The sequence below is a fragment of the Micromonospora sp. NPDC050695 genome, assembly GCF_040654415.1.
Taxonomy (GTDB): domain Bacteria; phylum Actinomycetota; class Actinomycetes; order Mycobacteriales; family Micromonosporaceae; genus Micromonospora.
The window spans coordinates 1-14,534 of the sequence record NZ_JBFAHZ010000086.1 but is presented as its reverse complement, the minus strand read 5'-3'; the positions used below and the strand labels follow the sequence as shown (position 1 = coordinate 14,534).

The window sequence follows — 14,534 nt, the reverse complement described above, 5'->3', positions numbered from 1 at the left end:
GACTTCGACGTCATGCTGATGATCTCTCCTCAGAACCGTCCAGGAAGAGTATCCCCTGGTAGACGAGCTGTCTCACATCAGCGTGACAGGGAGGGGTGTCCCGTCCCCGGGGTTGCCCCGGAGAGACAATGGCCGGACCCCACGCGGGGGAGCGGCCTGGTCAGCTCGGGACACGCTGCCATGGGAGCAGCGTAGAGAACGAAGACCGTCATCGGTGTCCGCGATGCGTGTGGCGCGGCGGAGAGAACCGTTTCGCCGAGCACCAACGGAGCACCGTCACTGCCGGTCGTCGGCGGCGGCTTCCTGCTGGGATTCGTCCTGAACCTACCGCTGGCGAGGGCGAGTATCAGTGGAGTGTCAGCGTAAGCCCGTGGCGGCCCGGTGGTCGGCGATGAGACGTGCGACGAGTTCGGCGGCCACGTCGGTGGGGTGGGCGACGACGCTGCCGTAGTCGATGGCTTCGCCCGGGGAGACGTGAACATGGTCTGCCTGCCTGAACCCGTCGGTTGCGGTGTTGCTCGGCACGTTGACCCTGCCGTAGGAGATCACGGTGGCGGGGTCGAGACCGATGGCGGGTACGACGAGGTCACCGCGAGGTAGTTCCAGCGCCGTCAGCGTGTTGAGCATGCCAGTGAGCTGCTTGATCAGGTCGTCCCGGTCGAGCACCACGCCCATTTGGCCTCGGGGCAGCGGGGCCCACGCCGACCGTTGCCCGGATCGGGTGACCACGAGCCCCTTCTCGCTGTCTCGGTCGCTGCTCGTCGCCCGGGCGACGGTGGAGTCGGCGTGCGCGTGGAGGGCTTCCAGCCGGGTAAATACGCCGTGCTGTCGGCCATGGTCAAGCAGCAGGTCGGCGAGGGCTCGCCAACAGTCACGTCTGCACAAGCGTACGGCGTCGTCCACTGTCAGTCAGGTGCTGGACAATGCGGTGGCCAGGGCGCGCGGGGTCGGGTTGCGCATCAGGTCCACGAGTCGCAGTGCGATGCCGTCGGCACGCATCTCGGCGAGGACGCTTACCGCGTGTGCCGAGTTGCCACCGACGACGAAGAAGTCGTCCTCTGGCCCGATGTCGGTGCCCAGCATCCGGGTCCAGATGTGCTGGATACGGCTGGCGAGGTCGCCGTCCACCGAGGCGGGACCGGGCGTCCCGGCCGTGGGCTCCGGCAACGCCGAGACGTCGAGCTTTCCGTTGACCGTCAACGGAAGCATGCCCAGTACGGTGATGGTGGCCGGGGTCATGTATGCGGGCAGCGAGGCGCTCGCATGCGAGGCGACGTCATCGGTGTCCACCGTGCCCGTGCCTGCCGGTACGACGTACGCGTCGAGACGGGCAGTGTTCGGGTCGTCGGCGGCCGCCCTGTGCACCACCACTGCTGAGGCGCTGACGCTGGGGTGTCTTTGCAGCACAGCCCGGATCTCGTCGAGTTCTATGCGATGGCCTCGAACCTTGACCTGGTTGTCCAGTCTGCCAAGATGTTCCAGGCTGCCGTCGGGTAGCAACCTGCCGAGGTCGCCGCTGCGATACATGATTCCGCCCCGGAACGGATCCGGCGGGAATCGTTGCGCGGTCAGTTCGTGCCGGTTGAGGTAGCCGAGCGCGACGCCAGCGCCGCCGACGTGGATCTCTCCGGTCTGGCCCAACTGGACGGGCGAGCCGTACTCGTCGAGAACGTAGATGTACCAGCCGGGTAGCGGCCTCCCAACCGACCGGGAGGCCGCCTCGGCGAGCGCCCGGGTGATCGTCTGCTCGGTGACGTGCACGGTGGTCTCGGTAATGCCGAACATGTTGACAACGCGGCATTCGGGGTGTGCGTCGAACCAGGGCAACAGGACCTGGGTGTCGAGTGGTTCCCCCCCGAAGATCAGCAACCGCACGTCGACCTCGTCGTGCGGCACCGCGAGCAGTTGGGCGAACGCCGACGGCGTCTGGTTGAGCACGGTGACCGACTCGCCGACCAGGAGGTCGCGGAACCGCTCGGGGCTCCGGGAGTCCAGACACGTCACGACGACGAGCCGACCACCGGTCAGCAGGCAGCCCCAGATCTCCCAGACGGAGAAGTCGAACGCGCTGGAGTGGAACAGGGTCCACACGTCGCCCCCGTCGAACTGGTACTCGCCCCTGGTCGCCTCGATCAGCCAGGTCACATTCCGGTGCGGGACCACGACGCCCTTCGGCTGCCCGGTGGATCCGGAGGTGTAGATGACGTAGGCGGGGTCATCTGGAGTGCGGGCCGGGGTGGCGTGGCCAGGGCCGGCGAGCCCGCGCAGATCTTCGGGGGACATCGTTCTCGCCGGGACCGGGAGGTCGATCAGCCTGGTGATCACGACGTTCGCGCCGGTGTCGCCGACGGTGTGCGTGAGCCTGCCCACCGGGTAGGACGGGTCGGTCGGCACGTACACCGCGCCCGCCTTCAGCACCCCGAGCAGCACCGCGACCAGTTCGGCCGATCGGTCGAGGCACACGACCACCATGTCACCGGGAGCCACTCCGAGCGTGATCAGCCCGCGCGCCACCTCGTCGGCGTGGTCTGCCAGTACCGCGAAGGTCATGCTCGTGGCGCCGTCGGTGACCGCGACCGCGTCGGGCGTTCCTGCGGCGACCCGGTCGAACGCCGAGGTGATCGTCCCGGGATCGGCGTCCACCGACCGTGGCGACTCGCCGAGCGCGATCAGCTCGGCGGTTGGAACGTCGTCGCGGAACAGGTCGCGCCGTTCAGATGCGAGGTTCACCCAAGCCCCCTGTATGCACGGTTACGTCGATGAGCGACAACACCTGTTCGACGCTGTCGGTCAGGTACATGTGCCCGCCGGGCAGGTCAAACAAGGCGAAGTCCTTGCTGGTGGACGCGGACCAGCCCGCCGCCTTCTCCAGGGGCACCAGCGCGTCGTCCCTACCGACCACAGCGGTGACCGGAACCGGCAACAGCTCGGAGGTGCCAGGCACGTAGTGTTCGAACATCTCCACGTCGGCACGCAACGTCGGCAGGATTAGCTCGCGCATCTCCGGGTCAAACATCGCGTCGTCGGTGACCCCAGCGAACTCCGCCACCCTGTCGAGGAACGCATCGTCCGGCAGCCCGGTCGCCCCCAACGACCGTTCTTCGGCTGGTGCCGCGGCCCCGCTGACGAACAGCGCGGCCACAGTGACGTCCGGTTCCGCGACGAGGCGGTGGGCCAACTCGAACGCGATCAGGGCGCCGAGGCAGTGCCCGAACAGCACCACCTCGCCCGCTCCGGCCAGCGTGGGCAAAAGGTCGTCGACCGCCGCGTGCACGTCGCGCATCGGTTCGACGTCGACGCGCCGTTCCCGGCCGGGCAGCAGGCCGGGCCGAATGTCGAAGCGGTCACCACACAGCGGTCGCCACGCGTGGTAGTACGACGTGCCCGCGCCAGCGAACGGCAGACAGATCAACGGTGTCGGCATCGCGCCCCTGGGCCCGGTCATTCCCGCGGCAGCAGCGCGTCGTAGCGAACCGGCAGGCTGCGCAGACCACGGCTGGTGGAGTTGTCGAACGCCCACTCCAGCTCGGACGGGGCCGCCGCGAGCCGCAGCCCCGACAGGCGCCGCAGCAACGTCGGGAACGCAATCGAACCCTCCACGCGGGACAAAGGGGCGCCTGCACAGAAGTGCGGCCCGTGCCCGAAGGACAGGTGCCGGTTCGCCTGCCTGGTGATATCCAACTCGCCGGGGTTGTCGAACACGGCCGGATCGTGGTTGGCGGCGCCTAGGAGCACGTGCACGAAGCTCTGCTTCGGGATCTTCACTCCGGCCAGTTCCATGTCTTCGGTGCTGATCCGCAGCGTGCCACGGAACACCGGGGACTCGAACCTCAGGAACTCCTCCACCGCCGACTCGACCAGCGAGGGGTCGGACTTCAGGAGCGCAAGCTGGTCCGGCCGTGCCAGCAGTGCCGACATGCCGTTGCCGATCAGGTGCGCGGTCGTCTTGTGGCCGGCGATGATGAGCAGCACGAGGTTGGAGATCAGCTCCTCCTCGCTGTACACCTCGTCCTCGTCCGCAGCCCTGATCAGCACGCTGACCAGGTCGTCGCCGAGGTCTTCGCGTCGGTTGGCGAGCAGGCCGACGAGGTATTCCTCGACCTTGTCGCTCGCGGCCTTGAGCAGCCTGTTGCGTTCCTCGTCCGGGTAGGGCGCATTGCTGAGCAGGACCACGTCCGACTTGACTTGGCCGCGGTCCGTCGGCGGAATGGCGAGGAACTCACTGATGACATTCATGGGCAGGTCGAAGGCGAAAGCCATCAGGTCCACCTCGCCCGACTCCGGGAAGCCGTCGATCAGGTCGTCGGTGATCTGTTGGATTTTCGGACGCATCATTTCCATGCGCCGTGCGGTGAACGCCTTGCTGACGAGCTTGCGCAGCCGGGTGTGGTCCGGCGGGTCCGCGTTGAGCATGTGGTGCACCAGGATCGGGCTGGCGTCCTTCAGTTGCTCCTGGAACCAGTCCGGCGACGCGGTGAGCTGCTTGGACAGCCGGGGGTCGCCGAAGGCGCTGAGCGCGGTCTCGTAGTCGGCGACCACATACGCCTCGGCCCCCGGCGGGTGGTTGATCTTGTGGACCGGGCAGTGGCTGCGGACCTCGTTGTCCCAGCCGTGTATGTCGTCGCCGGGATTGTTGAAGAACTCGGGGGGCAGCGTCTGACCTGGGCTCCATTCCTTTCGGGCGGACACGGTGCTGCCGTCGTCGACTGAGGTCATGGCTTGAGTTCCTCCAACTGGTCGAGGCGTGGCAATGAGCGCATGGTGGGAGTGAAAGTGACCAGCGCGATGAGGGTGGCGACGGTGCACACGGTGCCGAAGACGACCGCGGGCCCGCCTGCGTCGAACAGCGCGCCGATGCCGAACAGGCCGATCGGCTGCACGATCAGGGACAGGAAGAAGACCGCGCCGAGAACCCGTCCCTGCGCCTTGTCCGGGGTGAGTACCGAGACGTAGGTAAGGGTGAGCGCGCTCATGACCGGTCCACGCACGAAGACGAGACCGACCAGCAGGCCCATGACCCACAGGCTCGGGACGAATGCGAGCAGCAGCGCGGCGACCGGGCCGATCCACGCGGCGTAGAAGAAGATGTAGCTCGGCTTGACCTTTTTCAGCACCGGAGCCGCAATGAATGCGCCGGTCAGACCGCCGATGCCGGCGCACGCGACGGCTATGCCGATGAGTGCGGACGAGTCGCTCTCGCTCTGCCCCGTTGCGGCGATCGCGATGAATATGCCGGTGTGGTTGAACACCATGTTCGAGCCCATCGTCCACAGCAGCGTCCAGAACAGGATCGGCTGCCGCCGGATCAACCGGAACCCCTCTTTCGCATGGCGTTTGCCGTCGTCGTCGGCCGTCCGTTCTGCCTGCAACGGCTTCTTGATCAGCAGCAGCAACAGTGACGACACCACGAACGTCACCGCGGCGCCCAGGTAGGGAAAGGCCCGGCCGATGGCAAAGAGCCAGCCGCCGACCGGCGGGCCGATCAGCGTCGCGCCGAAGAACCGAATGCTGTTCTGCGACATCGCCGTGCTGACCTGTTCCGGTGGTACCAGAGCCTTGATCGCGGCGATTCCCGCGGGCTGGGACAGGCTGAGGAAGACCGACGAGGAGATCGCGATCAGGAGGATCAACAGCAGGTTGACGTTGTCGGTGGCGATCAGCAGGTACAGCACGCCGAGCAGCACGGCCCGGGTCAGATTGCAGGTCAGCAGCAGCTTTTTCCGGTCGAACCGGTCGGCGAACTGACCCGCAGGAAGCGACACGAGTCCGGCGACGATCACCTGAGCCGCCGCGATCAGACCGGCCCACAGCGCCGATCCCGTCGAGGCGAGAATGAGCAGTGGGTAGGCGAACTCCGCGGTCTCCTTGGCGATTGCCGCGAGCGCCTCGCTCGACCACAGTGCCTGGAAGTTCCTGTTGCGCCGCAACGGGACAGCAGCGTCGGCGGCTCCGGGCACCGGCCGCACGGACGCGTCCTGGCTGGTGGACATTGGGGCGTCCTCCCTCTTCAGCTTGTTCATTGTTCGGACAGGCGTGCACGCAGGGTGGCCGCGAGACCGGCGACGTGCGGCGCGGTCAGCATCGACCAGTGATCGCCCGCCGCGTGGTGGGTGCTGACGGTGCCAGAGTAGGTTCCGGTGAGCCTGTCGCGGGTTCGCGCCAGTGCCGCCTCGCCGGTGGCGACGAGGAACACGGTCGCCGCGCAGCGAACGGGGCGTGGGCGGTACCGCAGCAGCGCGGTGATGTTGGCGGTGAATCGGGCCCGCAGTGCCCGGTCGCGGCGTACTCGCGCGCCGAGCGGCCCGGTGCCCAGTACGACGTCACCGAGCATGCGGAGGCTGCCTGCCAGGTAGCCGGGGTCGGCGCCGATCGGACGGGCGGGTGCGGGCGGGAACCCGTCGAGCCCGATCAGATGGTCCACCGTGGCGCCGAGTGCCTCCAGCTGCCGCGCCACCTCGTGGGCAACGACGACGCCGAACGACCAGCCGCCGACGGTGTAGGGCCCGATCGGGTCGACCGACCGGATGGCGGCGACGTGGTCGGCGGCGAGCCGCTCGATGCGCCCGCCCGGTGCGCCCGCCGCGGGGTCGCCGGCCGCCGGCGCCACGCCGTAGACCGAGCGATCGAGCAGGGCGGCCAGCTCCCGGTACGGGAGCACGGTGCCGAACGCGTCCGCCATCAGGAACACCGGCTTGCCCGACGGCGCCGGGGCGGTGTGCAGCGGCACGATCCCAGCTGCTGGCCGCTGTTCGTCGGTCCGGTCGGCCAGGTGCATTAGGGTGCTGAACGTGGGGTCGGCGACGAACTCGACGGGAGAGACGGATTGTCCTGTCCTCTCGCGGAGGCGGCTGAGCAGCGAGACCACCATGAGCGATTCACCGCCGAGCGCGAAGAAGTTGTCCGCCTCGGCCACCGATGGCACCCCGAGAGTGGTGCACCACAACTCGGCAAGCAGCGCCCGGCCGGTGGTGGCGGGTCCGGGTGTCGGCGTGTCGGCACGCGGGACGACGGGGTGGTACGCGGGCCGGTCGTCGTCCGGGCTGGTGCCAGCCAACGGGTGCGGCGGCAACGAGCATCGGACAGGACGCTCCGACTCGTCGACGTTCATCAGCTCGCTCATTGCCGCGTCGACGCCGTGTGCCCACAGCGAGCCGACCGCCGTGAGCAGCGCCCGCTCGCCCCGCCCGCCGGGTCGGTGGTCGCCGCCGTCCGCAGCGCTCCCGCCGGACTTGCCGAGCAGCGGGATCGTCGCCGGGCCCGGCGACCAGTTCGGGTGCCTACGCAGCGTGCCGAGCATCGAGGTGCCCGGTCCCAGCTCCAGGAAAACGGCGATGTCCGCGGCGAGGAGGGTGGCCGCGCCGTCGGTCAGGCGGACCGTGTCGAGCAGTTGGCCAGCCCAGTAGTCGGGGCCGGTAACCAGGTTCTCGTCGGCCCAGCCACCGGTCTGGTTGGCGATCAGCCGAACTGTCGGCCGAGCGGACGGGTTGGCGGCGACCGCGGCACGGAACACCTCGGCGGGCTCTCGCATGGCGGGTGAGTGGAACGCGTGCCGAACCGACAGCGGGCGAACGTCGAGACCGGCGAGGGCGTCTGCGGCCAGTAGCGCGTCGACGGCGGTGTCCGGACCGGACAGCACGACGTAACCCGGTCCGTCAACGGCGAGGGTCACGTCATGGCCTGTGCCGATCCGGTCGAGCACCTCGGCGGCCGGGGCGGACACCATGACCATCCGTCCCGGCGGTGAGGCGGCCATGGCAGAGGCTCGCGCGAACACCAGGCTCGCCGCGTCCTTCGGCTCCCATACTCCCGCGAGCGTGGCCGCCACGTACTCTCCGACGCTGTTGCCGAACATGGCGGCGGGCCGGACGCCCCAGTCCCACAGTTGTCTCCCGAGCGCCCAGCCGAGTGTGAACAACCCGACCTGCTGGTGCACGGTGGACCGGAACCAGTCTTCCCGCGGTGGTTCTGCGGCCACGATCGGGCCTAGGTCGACGCCGTGCGTTACCGATATGTGCTTCGCGATGAGGTCGAAGTGCTCGCGGAAACCGGCGAGCAGCCGGTACGCGCTCGCACCGGCGTTGTCCTGCAGCGCGCCCTGGCCGGGGAACACGAAGGCGACGGTGCCGAGCCGTGCCGGTGCGCCGTCCTCAGCGGTCTCGCCGAAAGCGCGCAGCGCCTGCTCTGCCTCGTCGTTCGTGCTCGCGACGACCGTGTGCCGGCACCGGTGCTGTCTACGCCCGGCAAGCGTCCACGCGGCCTCGGCCACGTCGACGCTGGGCTCGGTGAAGCGTGTGGCGAGGTCGCGGTTGCTCTGCCGCAGTGCTGACGAGGTTGCTGCGGACACCGCTAGCACCCGGTACCCGGATCGGATCGGCCTGCTCCGCGTCGGCGCCGCCTCCAGGATCACATGGGCGTTGGTGCCACCTACCCCGAAGGAGCTGACAGCAGCGAGCGGGGTGCCCCGGTCGGGCCACTTCTCCACCTCGGTGCACACCCGAAACGGTGTGTCCGCCAGATTGAGCATGGGGTTGGGCCGCCTGAAGTGCGCGGTGGGCACGAACTGGCGGTGGTGCAGCGACAACGCCGTCTTGATGAGCCCGGCGACCCCAGCGGCCGCGCCGGTGTGCCCGATGTTGCTCTTGATCGCACCGAGCCCGCAAGACCCGGCGGTGGCGCCTGCCGGGCCCCACGCGTCGGTCAGCGCGGCGACTTCGATCGGGTCACCAATCCGGGTTCCCGTTCCGTGCGCCTCCACGTAGTCGACGTCGGCCGGGTCCGTCCCACCGACGTGGTGGGCGTAGCGGATCACCTCGCTCTGTCCCGTCAGGGACGGTGCCGTGTAGCCGATCTTGTCGGCGCCGTCGTTGTTGATCGCCGAACCGCGGATCAATGCCACGATCCGGTCGCCTTCCCGCAGAGCGTCGGACAACCGCTTGAGCACCACGACCCCGACGCCCTCGCTGGGCACGGTGCCCCCTGCGTCCTCGTCGAAGGGCCGGCACCGGCCGTCAGGGGACAGAATGCCGCCCTCTTCGTACAGGTACCCCCACTCGTCGCCGGGGATGATCGCGACACCTCCCGCGAGTGCGACGTCACACTCGTGCCCGACGAGGGCGCGGACGGCCGTGTGGGTGGCGGTCAGCGAGGTCGAGCAGGCGGTCTGCACGGTGACCGCGGGCCCGCGCAGGCCCAGCTTGTACGCGACGCGGGTGGCCAGGAAGTCCTTCTCCCTGCCGATCACGGTCGCCAACTCGCCCTGGCCGCTGCGCACGCGCGCGTCAACGACATCTGCGCCCGCGTAGACCCCGATCCAGCCAGGAAAGCGGGTGGGGTCGATCCCGGCGTCGTCAATCGCGGCTGACGCGCATTCGAGGAACACTCGTTGCTGAGGGTCGATGCTCGCGGCCTCGGTGCGGGAGTAGCCGAAGAAGGCCCAGTCGAAGTTCCTCGGGCCGACGAGCACGCCGCGAGCGGGCACGAACCCCGGTTGGCTGACGTGCTCGTGGTCGGCGCCGCCGTCGGTCAGCTCGGCCCGAGTGTAGTGGCGGATGCTGTCCGATCCGGCCACGAGGTTGGCCCAGAGCGCGCGGACGTCCCCAGCACCGGGGTAGCGGGCCGCCACGCCGACGATGGCGACCGTGTGGTCCGTGTTCATCCCACCGCCTTGCGGGTGTCGAGTTCCAGGGGGAGGTGGTCGAGGCCGATGTAGGAGATGTTGGGCCCCCAGACGGCAGGGATCGCCGCCAGCCGCGCGTCGGGGAAACGGGTGGCGAGTCGCCGCAACACGGTGGCCGCCTCCAGCCGGACCAGGGAGGCGCCGACGCAGTAGTGCGCGCCGAGCCCGAACGCGAGGTGCGGCCCGGTCCGCTCGCCGTCTCCGTTGGCGCCGGAGGTGTCGTCCTCGGCGACCGCGTCGGTCGCGGAGGACTCGGTGAACACCGTGATGCCGTCAGCGAGTGGGACGAACATCAGGTCGCCGGCCGAAAGCTGGGCGCCTGCCAGTGTCATGTCCTTCGTGACCACCCTGGCCACGTTGCGCAGCGGTGGCCGGGTAGCGAGTATGGACTCCACGAACCGGGCCGTCACGCGAGGGTCGTCGTGCTCGGCCGCGTCCTTGAGCATGGCCCACGTCGCGGCGTCACCCAGCGCGGTGTGCACGCAGGAGCCGAGCAGCGCCGCGGTCGTCTCCAGCCCTCCGAAGAGGATCATGGACAGGGTGGCGGCGGTGACCGCCCGCTCGCGCGGTGTGTCCGTCGGGAACCGGGACCACAGTGCGGAACCGGTTAGACATGCCAACATCTCCCGCATCACGTCGGTCGCCTTTTCGGCGTGATCGCGCCGATACATCGCGGCGAGGAACGCCGAAAGGTGCCGGGACCAGGTGTGTAGGACGCCTGGCTCGATGTCGATACCGACGACGTGGGCCATGACCCGACCGGACACCCCTTCGGCGACCGTGGGTATGAAATCCGGCGCCTGCTGGGCGGCCAGGTCGTCGAGACACTCGTCGACGATCGCCACGACGCGCTCCTCGAGCGAGCGCACAGCGGCGAGGGAGAACATGCGCTGCACCGGTTTGCGACGCGCGGTGTGCTCGTCCCCGTCGGTATGCACGAACCACAGCTGGATGAACTCGGTCAGCGCCTGGTACTCGGCGCGGGACTGGTCGGTCATGTACAGCTCGCCGAGCCGGACGGAGGTCCGGGAAGAAAAGGAGTCGGGATGGCCGAGTACGTGCCTGACCAGGGCCCGGTCGGACACCACCCAGCTCTCCAGCCCGTCGTCCCACGTCAGTCCGTCAGGCACCGGGACCGGCCTTCTCCACGAGCGTCGCGAGCCCGCTCGGTGTCGGCGTCAGCAGGAAGTCGCGCAGCCGGACGGTGGCGCCCAACTGTTCGCGAACGAGCCGGATCAGCCGCACGGCGCCCATCGAGTTGCCACCGCTGATGAAGAAGTCGGTGTCGGCGACGACTTCGGTCTCCGCGTTGTCGAGCGCCTTGACGAACAGCGAGATAACCGTCGTCAGCTCTATCGCCTCCACGGTGGCGGGCCTCGGTGCGGGTGCCGGCCGCCTGGACACGGCGCCGGCGGGCAACGCACGCGCGACGATCGCCTTGCGGTCGACCTTGCCGTTGTCCGTCAGCGGGACCTGATCGACGATCGCCCACAGTGTGGGGACCATGTAGACGGGCAGCCGCTCGGCGAGCCGGTCCCGCAGCATGGTCGCCGTGATCTGGTCGTCGGCGGCGACGACGGCCGCCACGATGCGCTTCTCGGCGCTGTCCGCGTCGGTGACGACCACGACAGCGTCCTTGACAGAGCGGTCCTCGGTGAGCGCGTCGCTGACCGCCGACAGCTCGATCCGGTAGCCGCGCAGCTTGACCTGGTGGTCACGTCGACCGAGGAACCGGACCTGTCCCTGGGTGTCCAGACGCACCAGGTCCCCGGTACGGTACAGCCGCTCTGGCACATCTGGTGAGAACCGCCCGAACATCTTCGTGGTCTCTGCCGGGTCGTCGAGGTAGCCGTCGGCCAGGCCTGCGCCCGCGCAGAAAAGTTCACCGACCCCGCCGGGTGGGACATGCCGGTACCGGTCGTCCAGAATGTATGCCCGGGAGCCGGGCACCGGTGTGCCGATGGGCAGCGGGCCGTCGACCTCGTTGGTGGAGCGCACCGAGTGGGTCAGCGTGAACGTGGTGTTTTCGGTCGGTCCGTATCCGTTGGTGACCACCAGCCCCGGGTATCGGGCCAGCACCCGGGCGACGTGCTCGTGCGGCACGACGTCCCCACCGGTGATCAGCTGGCGCATGGCGGCGAAGCCTTCCGGGGCAAACTCCTCGACCAACCGGAACAGCCCTGCGGTCAGCCACGCGACGGTGATCTCGCGGTCCCGCAGGAACGCGCCGAGCTCGCTCGGCGACGGGGTGCCGGCCGGGTAGACCTCCAGCGTGGCGCCACCGAGCAGCGTGGCCCAGATCTCCAGCGTCGACGCGTCGAATGCCAGCGGCGACAGCCGAAGCATCCTGTCGCCGGGGGCGAGCGTGACGAAGTCGGGTTCGTGCGCGAGCCGGACCACTGCGCGGTGCGGGACGCACACCCCCTTGGGCAGTCCGGTGGAGCCGGAGGTGAACGCGACATAGGCCAGCGAGGCGTCCGTCTCCACCGCCTGGTACGCCGCGGCGGCCAGCGGTTCACTGGGCCAGTCCGGTGCCCACGACGCGCACAGCGGTACGCCCTTGGCGGCGAGCTGCGCCGCGGCGTCCTCGGGGACCAAGGCCGCGCGAGGCGCTGCCTTCGCGAGGATCGCCTCGAGTTGCGGGCCGGGCTGGTTCAGCTCAATGCCGACGTACGCCGCGCCTGCGAGCACCACGCCGAGCAACCCGATGATCTCACCGGCGGAGCGCTCCAGCCCGACCAGCACGCGGTCACCCGGCTGCACACCCAACTCTCGCAGCAGCGCAGCCTGGCGACCAGCCGCCGCGGCGAGCTGAGCGTAGGTCAGCTCACGGTTGCCCTCCCGGACGGCGATCGCATCCGGCACCCGGTCGACCACCTCGGCGAACAGCTCGCCGAGGCCCTTGCGTGGGAACTCCTCCCGAGTTCGGTTGAGCTCGTGCAGCAGCGCGAGCCGCTTCCGCGACACGCAGCGCACGTCCGTCAGCACTCCAGTGACGTCGCCGGTCAGCTCTGCGACGGCCGCCTGGTAGTCGTCGGCGAACGCGGCGGCCTCGCTGCGCTGCCACACGCTCGTCGCGTACTCCAACTGACCGAGCAGCGTCGGTTCCGACCGGCCGAAAAGCAGCGAAACATCGAACTGCGCACCGCCGCCGTGGCCCTCCTCGACCCGCACGGTGACATCGCCGGCCGTGATGCGCTGCGGAATCAACTCGTCGTGCATGCCGAAACTGGCCTGTACCAACGGGTGAGCGCCGAGATCGCGCTCGACGCCGAGCAGGTTGACGATCTCCTCGAACGGTAGCGCGCCGGCGTCGATGCTCTTCGCGAGCGATCCCTGCACCGCCCGCAGGTAGGGAGTCACCGACAAGTCATCGTCGATGTCTACCCGGACGGGAACGAGGTTGCCGGTCGCGGCGACGAGTTCGGTCAGCTCCTCGGTGTCCCGGCCGAGCAACGACACCCCGATCACCATGGACCTGGCGCCGGTCCACCGGCCGAGGGTCAGCGCGTAGGCCCCGAGCAGGACGGTGAACGGGGTGACTCCGGCCGCGCCTGCCGTCGCGGCCACCCGCGGGCTGACCTCCGTGCCTAGGTCCACCGGCAGCCGCTTGCCGGCCGGGTCCTGGACAGCGGGGCGCATCCGGTCCCCCGGCACTTCGAGGACCCTCGGCACGTCGGCGAGATGCTCGCGCCAGAACTGTGTCTGCTGGTCCCACACCCCGGCGTCGCGGTCCACCGCCTGCTTGGTCAGCAGGACCGAGATGTCGTGGCCTTTTCCGGTCGCGGGTGGGGGCGTGCCGTCGCCAAGCGCCGAATACCGTGCGAACATTTCCTTGAACACCAGGCCGATGGACCACGCGTCCAGGACAATGTGGTGTGCGAGCAACACGATCGCCTGCTGCCCGGACGGGTTGTCGACAAACAGGAACTGGTACGCGGGTCGGGCGGCGAGATCGAATGGGAGTCTGCCGCGCGCGGCCGCAGTGGCGCGGACGAATGCGACGAACTCCTCCGGTGAGCCGTCGTGCTGGATGTCGTCGACCTGGTGCCGGTACGCCCGGTCGACCACCGCAATGACCTCGTCGTCCTGCTCCTGGTAGACCGTGCGCAGGCCGGGGTGCCGCGCGACCGTGGCGGCGAGTGCACGCTCGAAGCGGGATCGGTCGAGCCTGCCTTCCTGGACGAAACAGGTGAACACGAGGTTGTAGGGGGAGCCACCGACCACCCGTTCGGTCAACCACATGCCCCGCTGGCTGGGGGACACCCGGTCCGGCGGGCTCGGCGGCACCGCAGTTTCCCGCGCACCAGCAGGTGAGGGCACCGACGCGGAGGTAGACCTCTCCAGCACGTCGGCCAACGGCGCGTCGGACAACAGGTCGGCCACCGGGAGCCGGATGCCGCAGTGCTGCTGTGCCAGCGCTGCAAGGCGCATGGCCCGCAACGAATCGCCGCCGAGGTCCACGAACGACCGGGCCGACAGAGTCGTCGGGGTGAGCGCCGTATTCAGCACGGTGCTCGCGTACTCGACCAATGACACCGCTCGTCCTCCATAGGGCACGTGCGTCAGCGAGGCGTAAAGAAGGAATTGGGAAAGCGACGGATATGCGCCGTGTGACAGGTGCTAGGGGCGGGAAAATCGAGAGCCCTGCCCGGAGCGGGCGGAGTCGAGCAGTTGTTCCCGGCTGTACCCGCGGAAACCCGACGTCCGCGTGGTGGGCGCGACCAGCAGTTCGGCGTGGCCGCGGACAGTGCCGGCACGGAACCACGGCCCCGGCGTTGTTCGGGAGTGTCCGGTTTGATCATGGTTTGTTAGATGCCGTAGACGGCGAAGGTGTCGGTGCGGTCGTGGAGGTCTC

The 14,534-nt window shown here is 69.0% G+C and carries 8 protein-coding genes; all 8 read right to left on the bottom strand.

The window, feature by feature from the left end; genetic code table 11:
• Window positions 1–357: 357 nt before the first annotated feature.
• Complete coding sequence (locus tag AB0H52_RS30565) at window positions 358–729, bottom strand: hypothetical protein (RefSeq protein ID WP_357951724.1); 372 nt, start codon at window positions 727–729, stop codon at window positions 358–360.
• A 180-nt stretch (window positions 730–909) separates the two neighbouring features.
• Window positions 910–2,730, bottom strand: coding sequence for an amino acid adenylation domain-containing protein (locus AB0H52_RS30560; RefSeq protein WP_225854727.1), 1,821 nt, complete (start codon window positions 2,728–2,730; stop codon window positions 910–912).
• A complete protein-coding gene (locus tag AB0H52_RS30555; RefSeq protein ID WP_357951722.1) occupies window positions 2,714–3,424 on the bottom strand; it encodes an alpha/beta fold hydrolase in 711 nt (236 codons plus the stop codon). Before AB0H52_RS30555 ends, AB0H52_RS30560 begins: the two co-directional genes overlap by 17 nt.
• Before the next feature lie 17 nt (window positions 3,425–3,441).
• A complete protein-coding gene (locus AB0H52_RS30550) occupies window positions 3,442–4,716 on the bottom strand; it encodes a cytochrome P450 (RefSeq protein WP_151492167.1) in 1,275 nt (424 codons plus the stop codon).
• Window positions 4,713–5,990: an MFS transporter gene (locus AB0H52_RS30545; RefSeq protein ID WP_192580437.1), complete on the bottom strand. Its 1,278-nt coding sequence runs from the start codon at window positions 5,988–5,990 to the stop codon at window positions 4,713–4,715. Before AB0H52_RS30545 ends, AB0H52_RS30550 begins: the two co-directional genes overlap by 4 nt.
• Window positions 5,991–6,016: 26 nt before the next feature.
• Window positions 6,017–9,655, bottom strand: a complete 3,639-nt coding sequence (locus AB0H52_RS30540; protein WP_151492169.1) for a type I polyketide synthase — start codon at window positions 9,653–9,655, stop codon at window positions 6,017–6,019.
• Window positions 9,652–10,806: a cytochrome P450 gene (locus AB0H52_RS30535; RefSeq protein WP_151492170.1), complete on the bottom strand. Its 1,155-nt coding sequence runs from the start codon at window positions 10,804–10,806 to the stop codon at window positions 9,652–9,654. The genes AB0H52_RS30540 and AB0H52_RS30535 overlap by 4 nt, the downstream gene beginning before the upstream one ends.
• A complete protein-coding gene (locus tag AB0H52_RS30530) occupies window positions 10,799–14,215 on the bottom strand; it encodes an amino acid adenylation domain-containing protein (protein ID WP_357951719.1) in 3,417 nt (1,138 codons plus the stop codon). Before AB0H52_RS30530 ends, AB0H52_RS30535 begins: the two co-directional genes overlap by 8 nt.
• Window positions 14,216–14,534 lie beyond the last annotated feature (319 nt).

Bases quoted from the DNA above. Each gene is read 5' to 3' on its own strand.
- AB0H52_RS30555 (WP_357951722.1), bottom strand. From the start codon at position 3,424: ATGCCGACACCGTTGATCTGTCTGCCGTTCGCTGGCGCGGGCACGTCG.
- AB0H52_RS30550 (WP_151492167.1), bottom strand. From the start codon at position 4,716: ATGACCTCAGTCGACGACGGCAGCACCGTGTCCGCCCGAAAGGAATGG.
- AB0H52_RS30545 (WP_192580437.1), bottom strand. From the start codon at position 5,990: ATGTCCACCAGCCAGGACGCGTCCGTGCGGCCGGTGCCCGGAGCCGCC.
- AB0H52_RS30540 (WP_151492169.1), bottom strand. From the start codon at position 9,655: ATGAACACGGACCACACGGTCGCCATCGTCGGCGTGGCGGCCCGCTAC.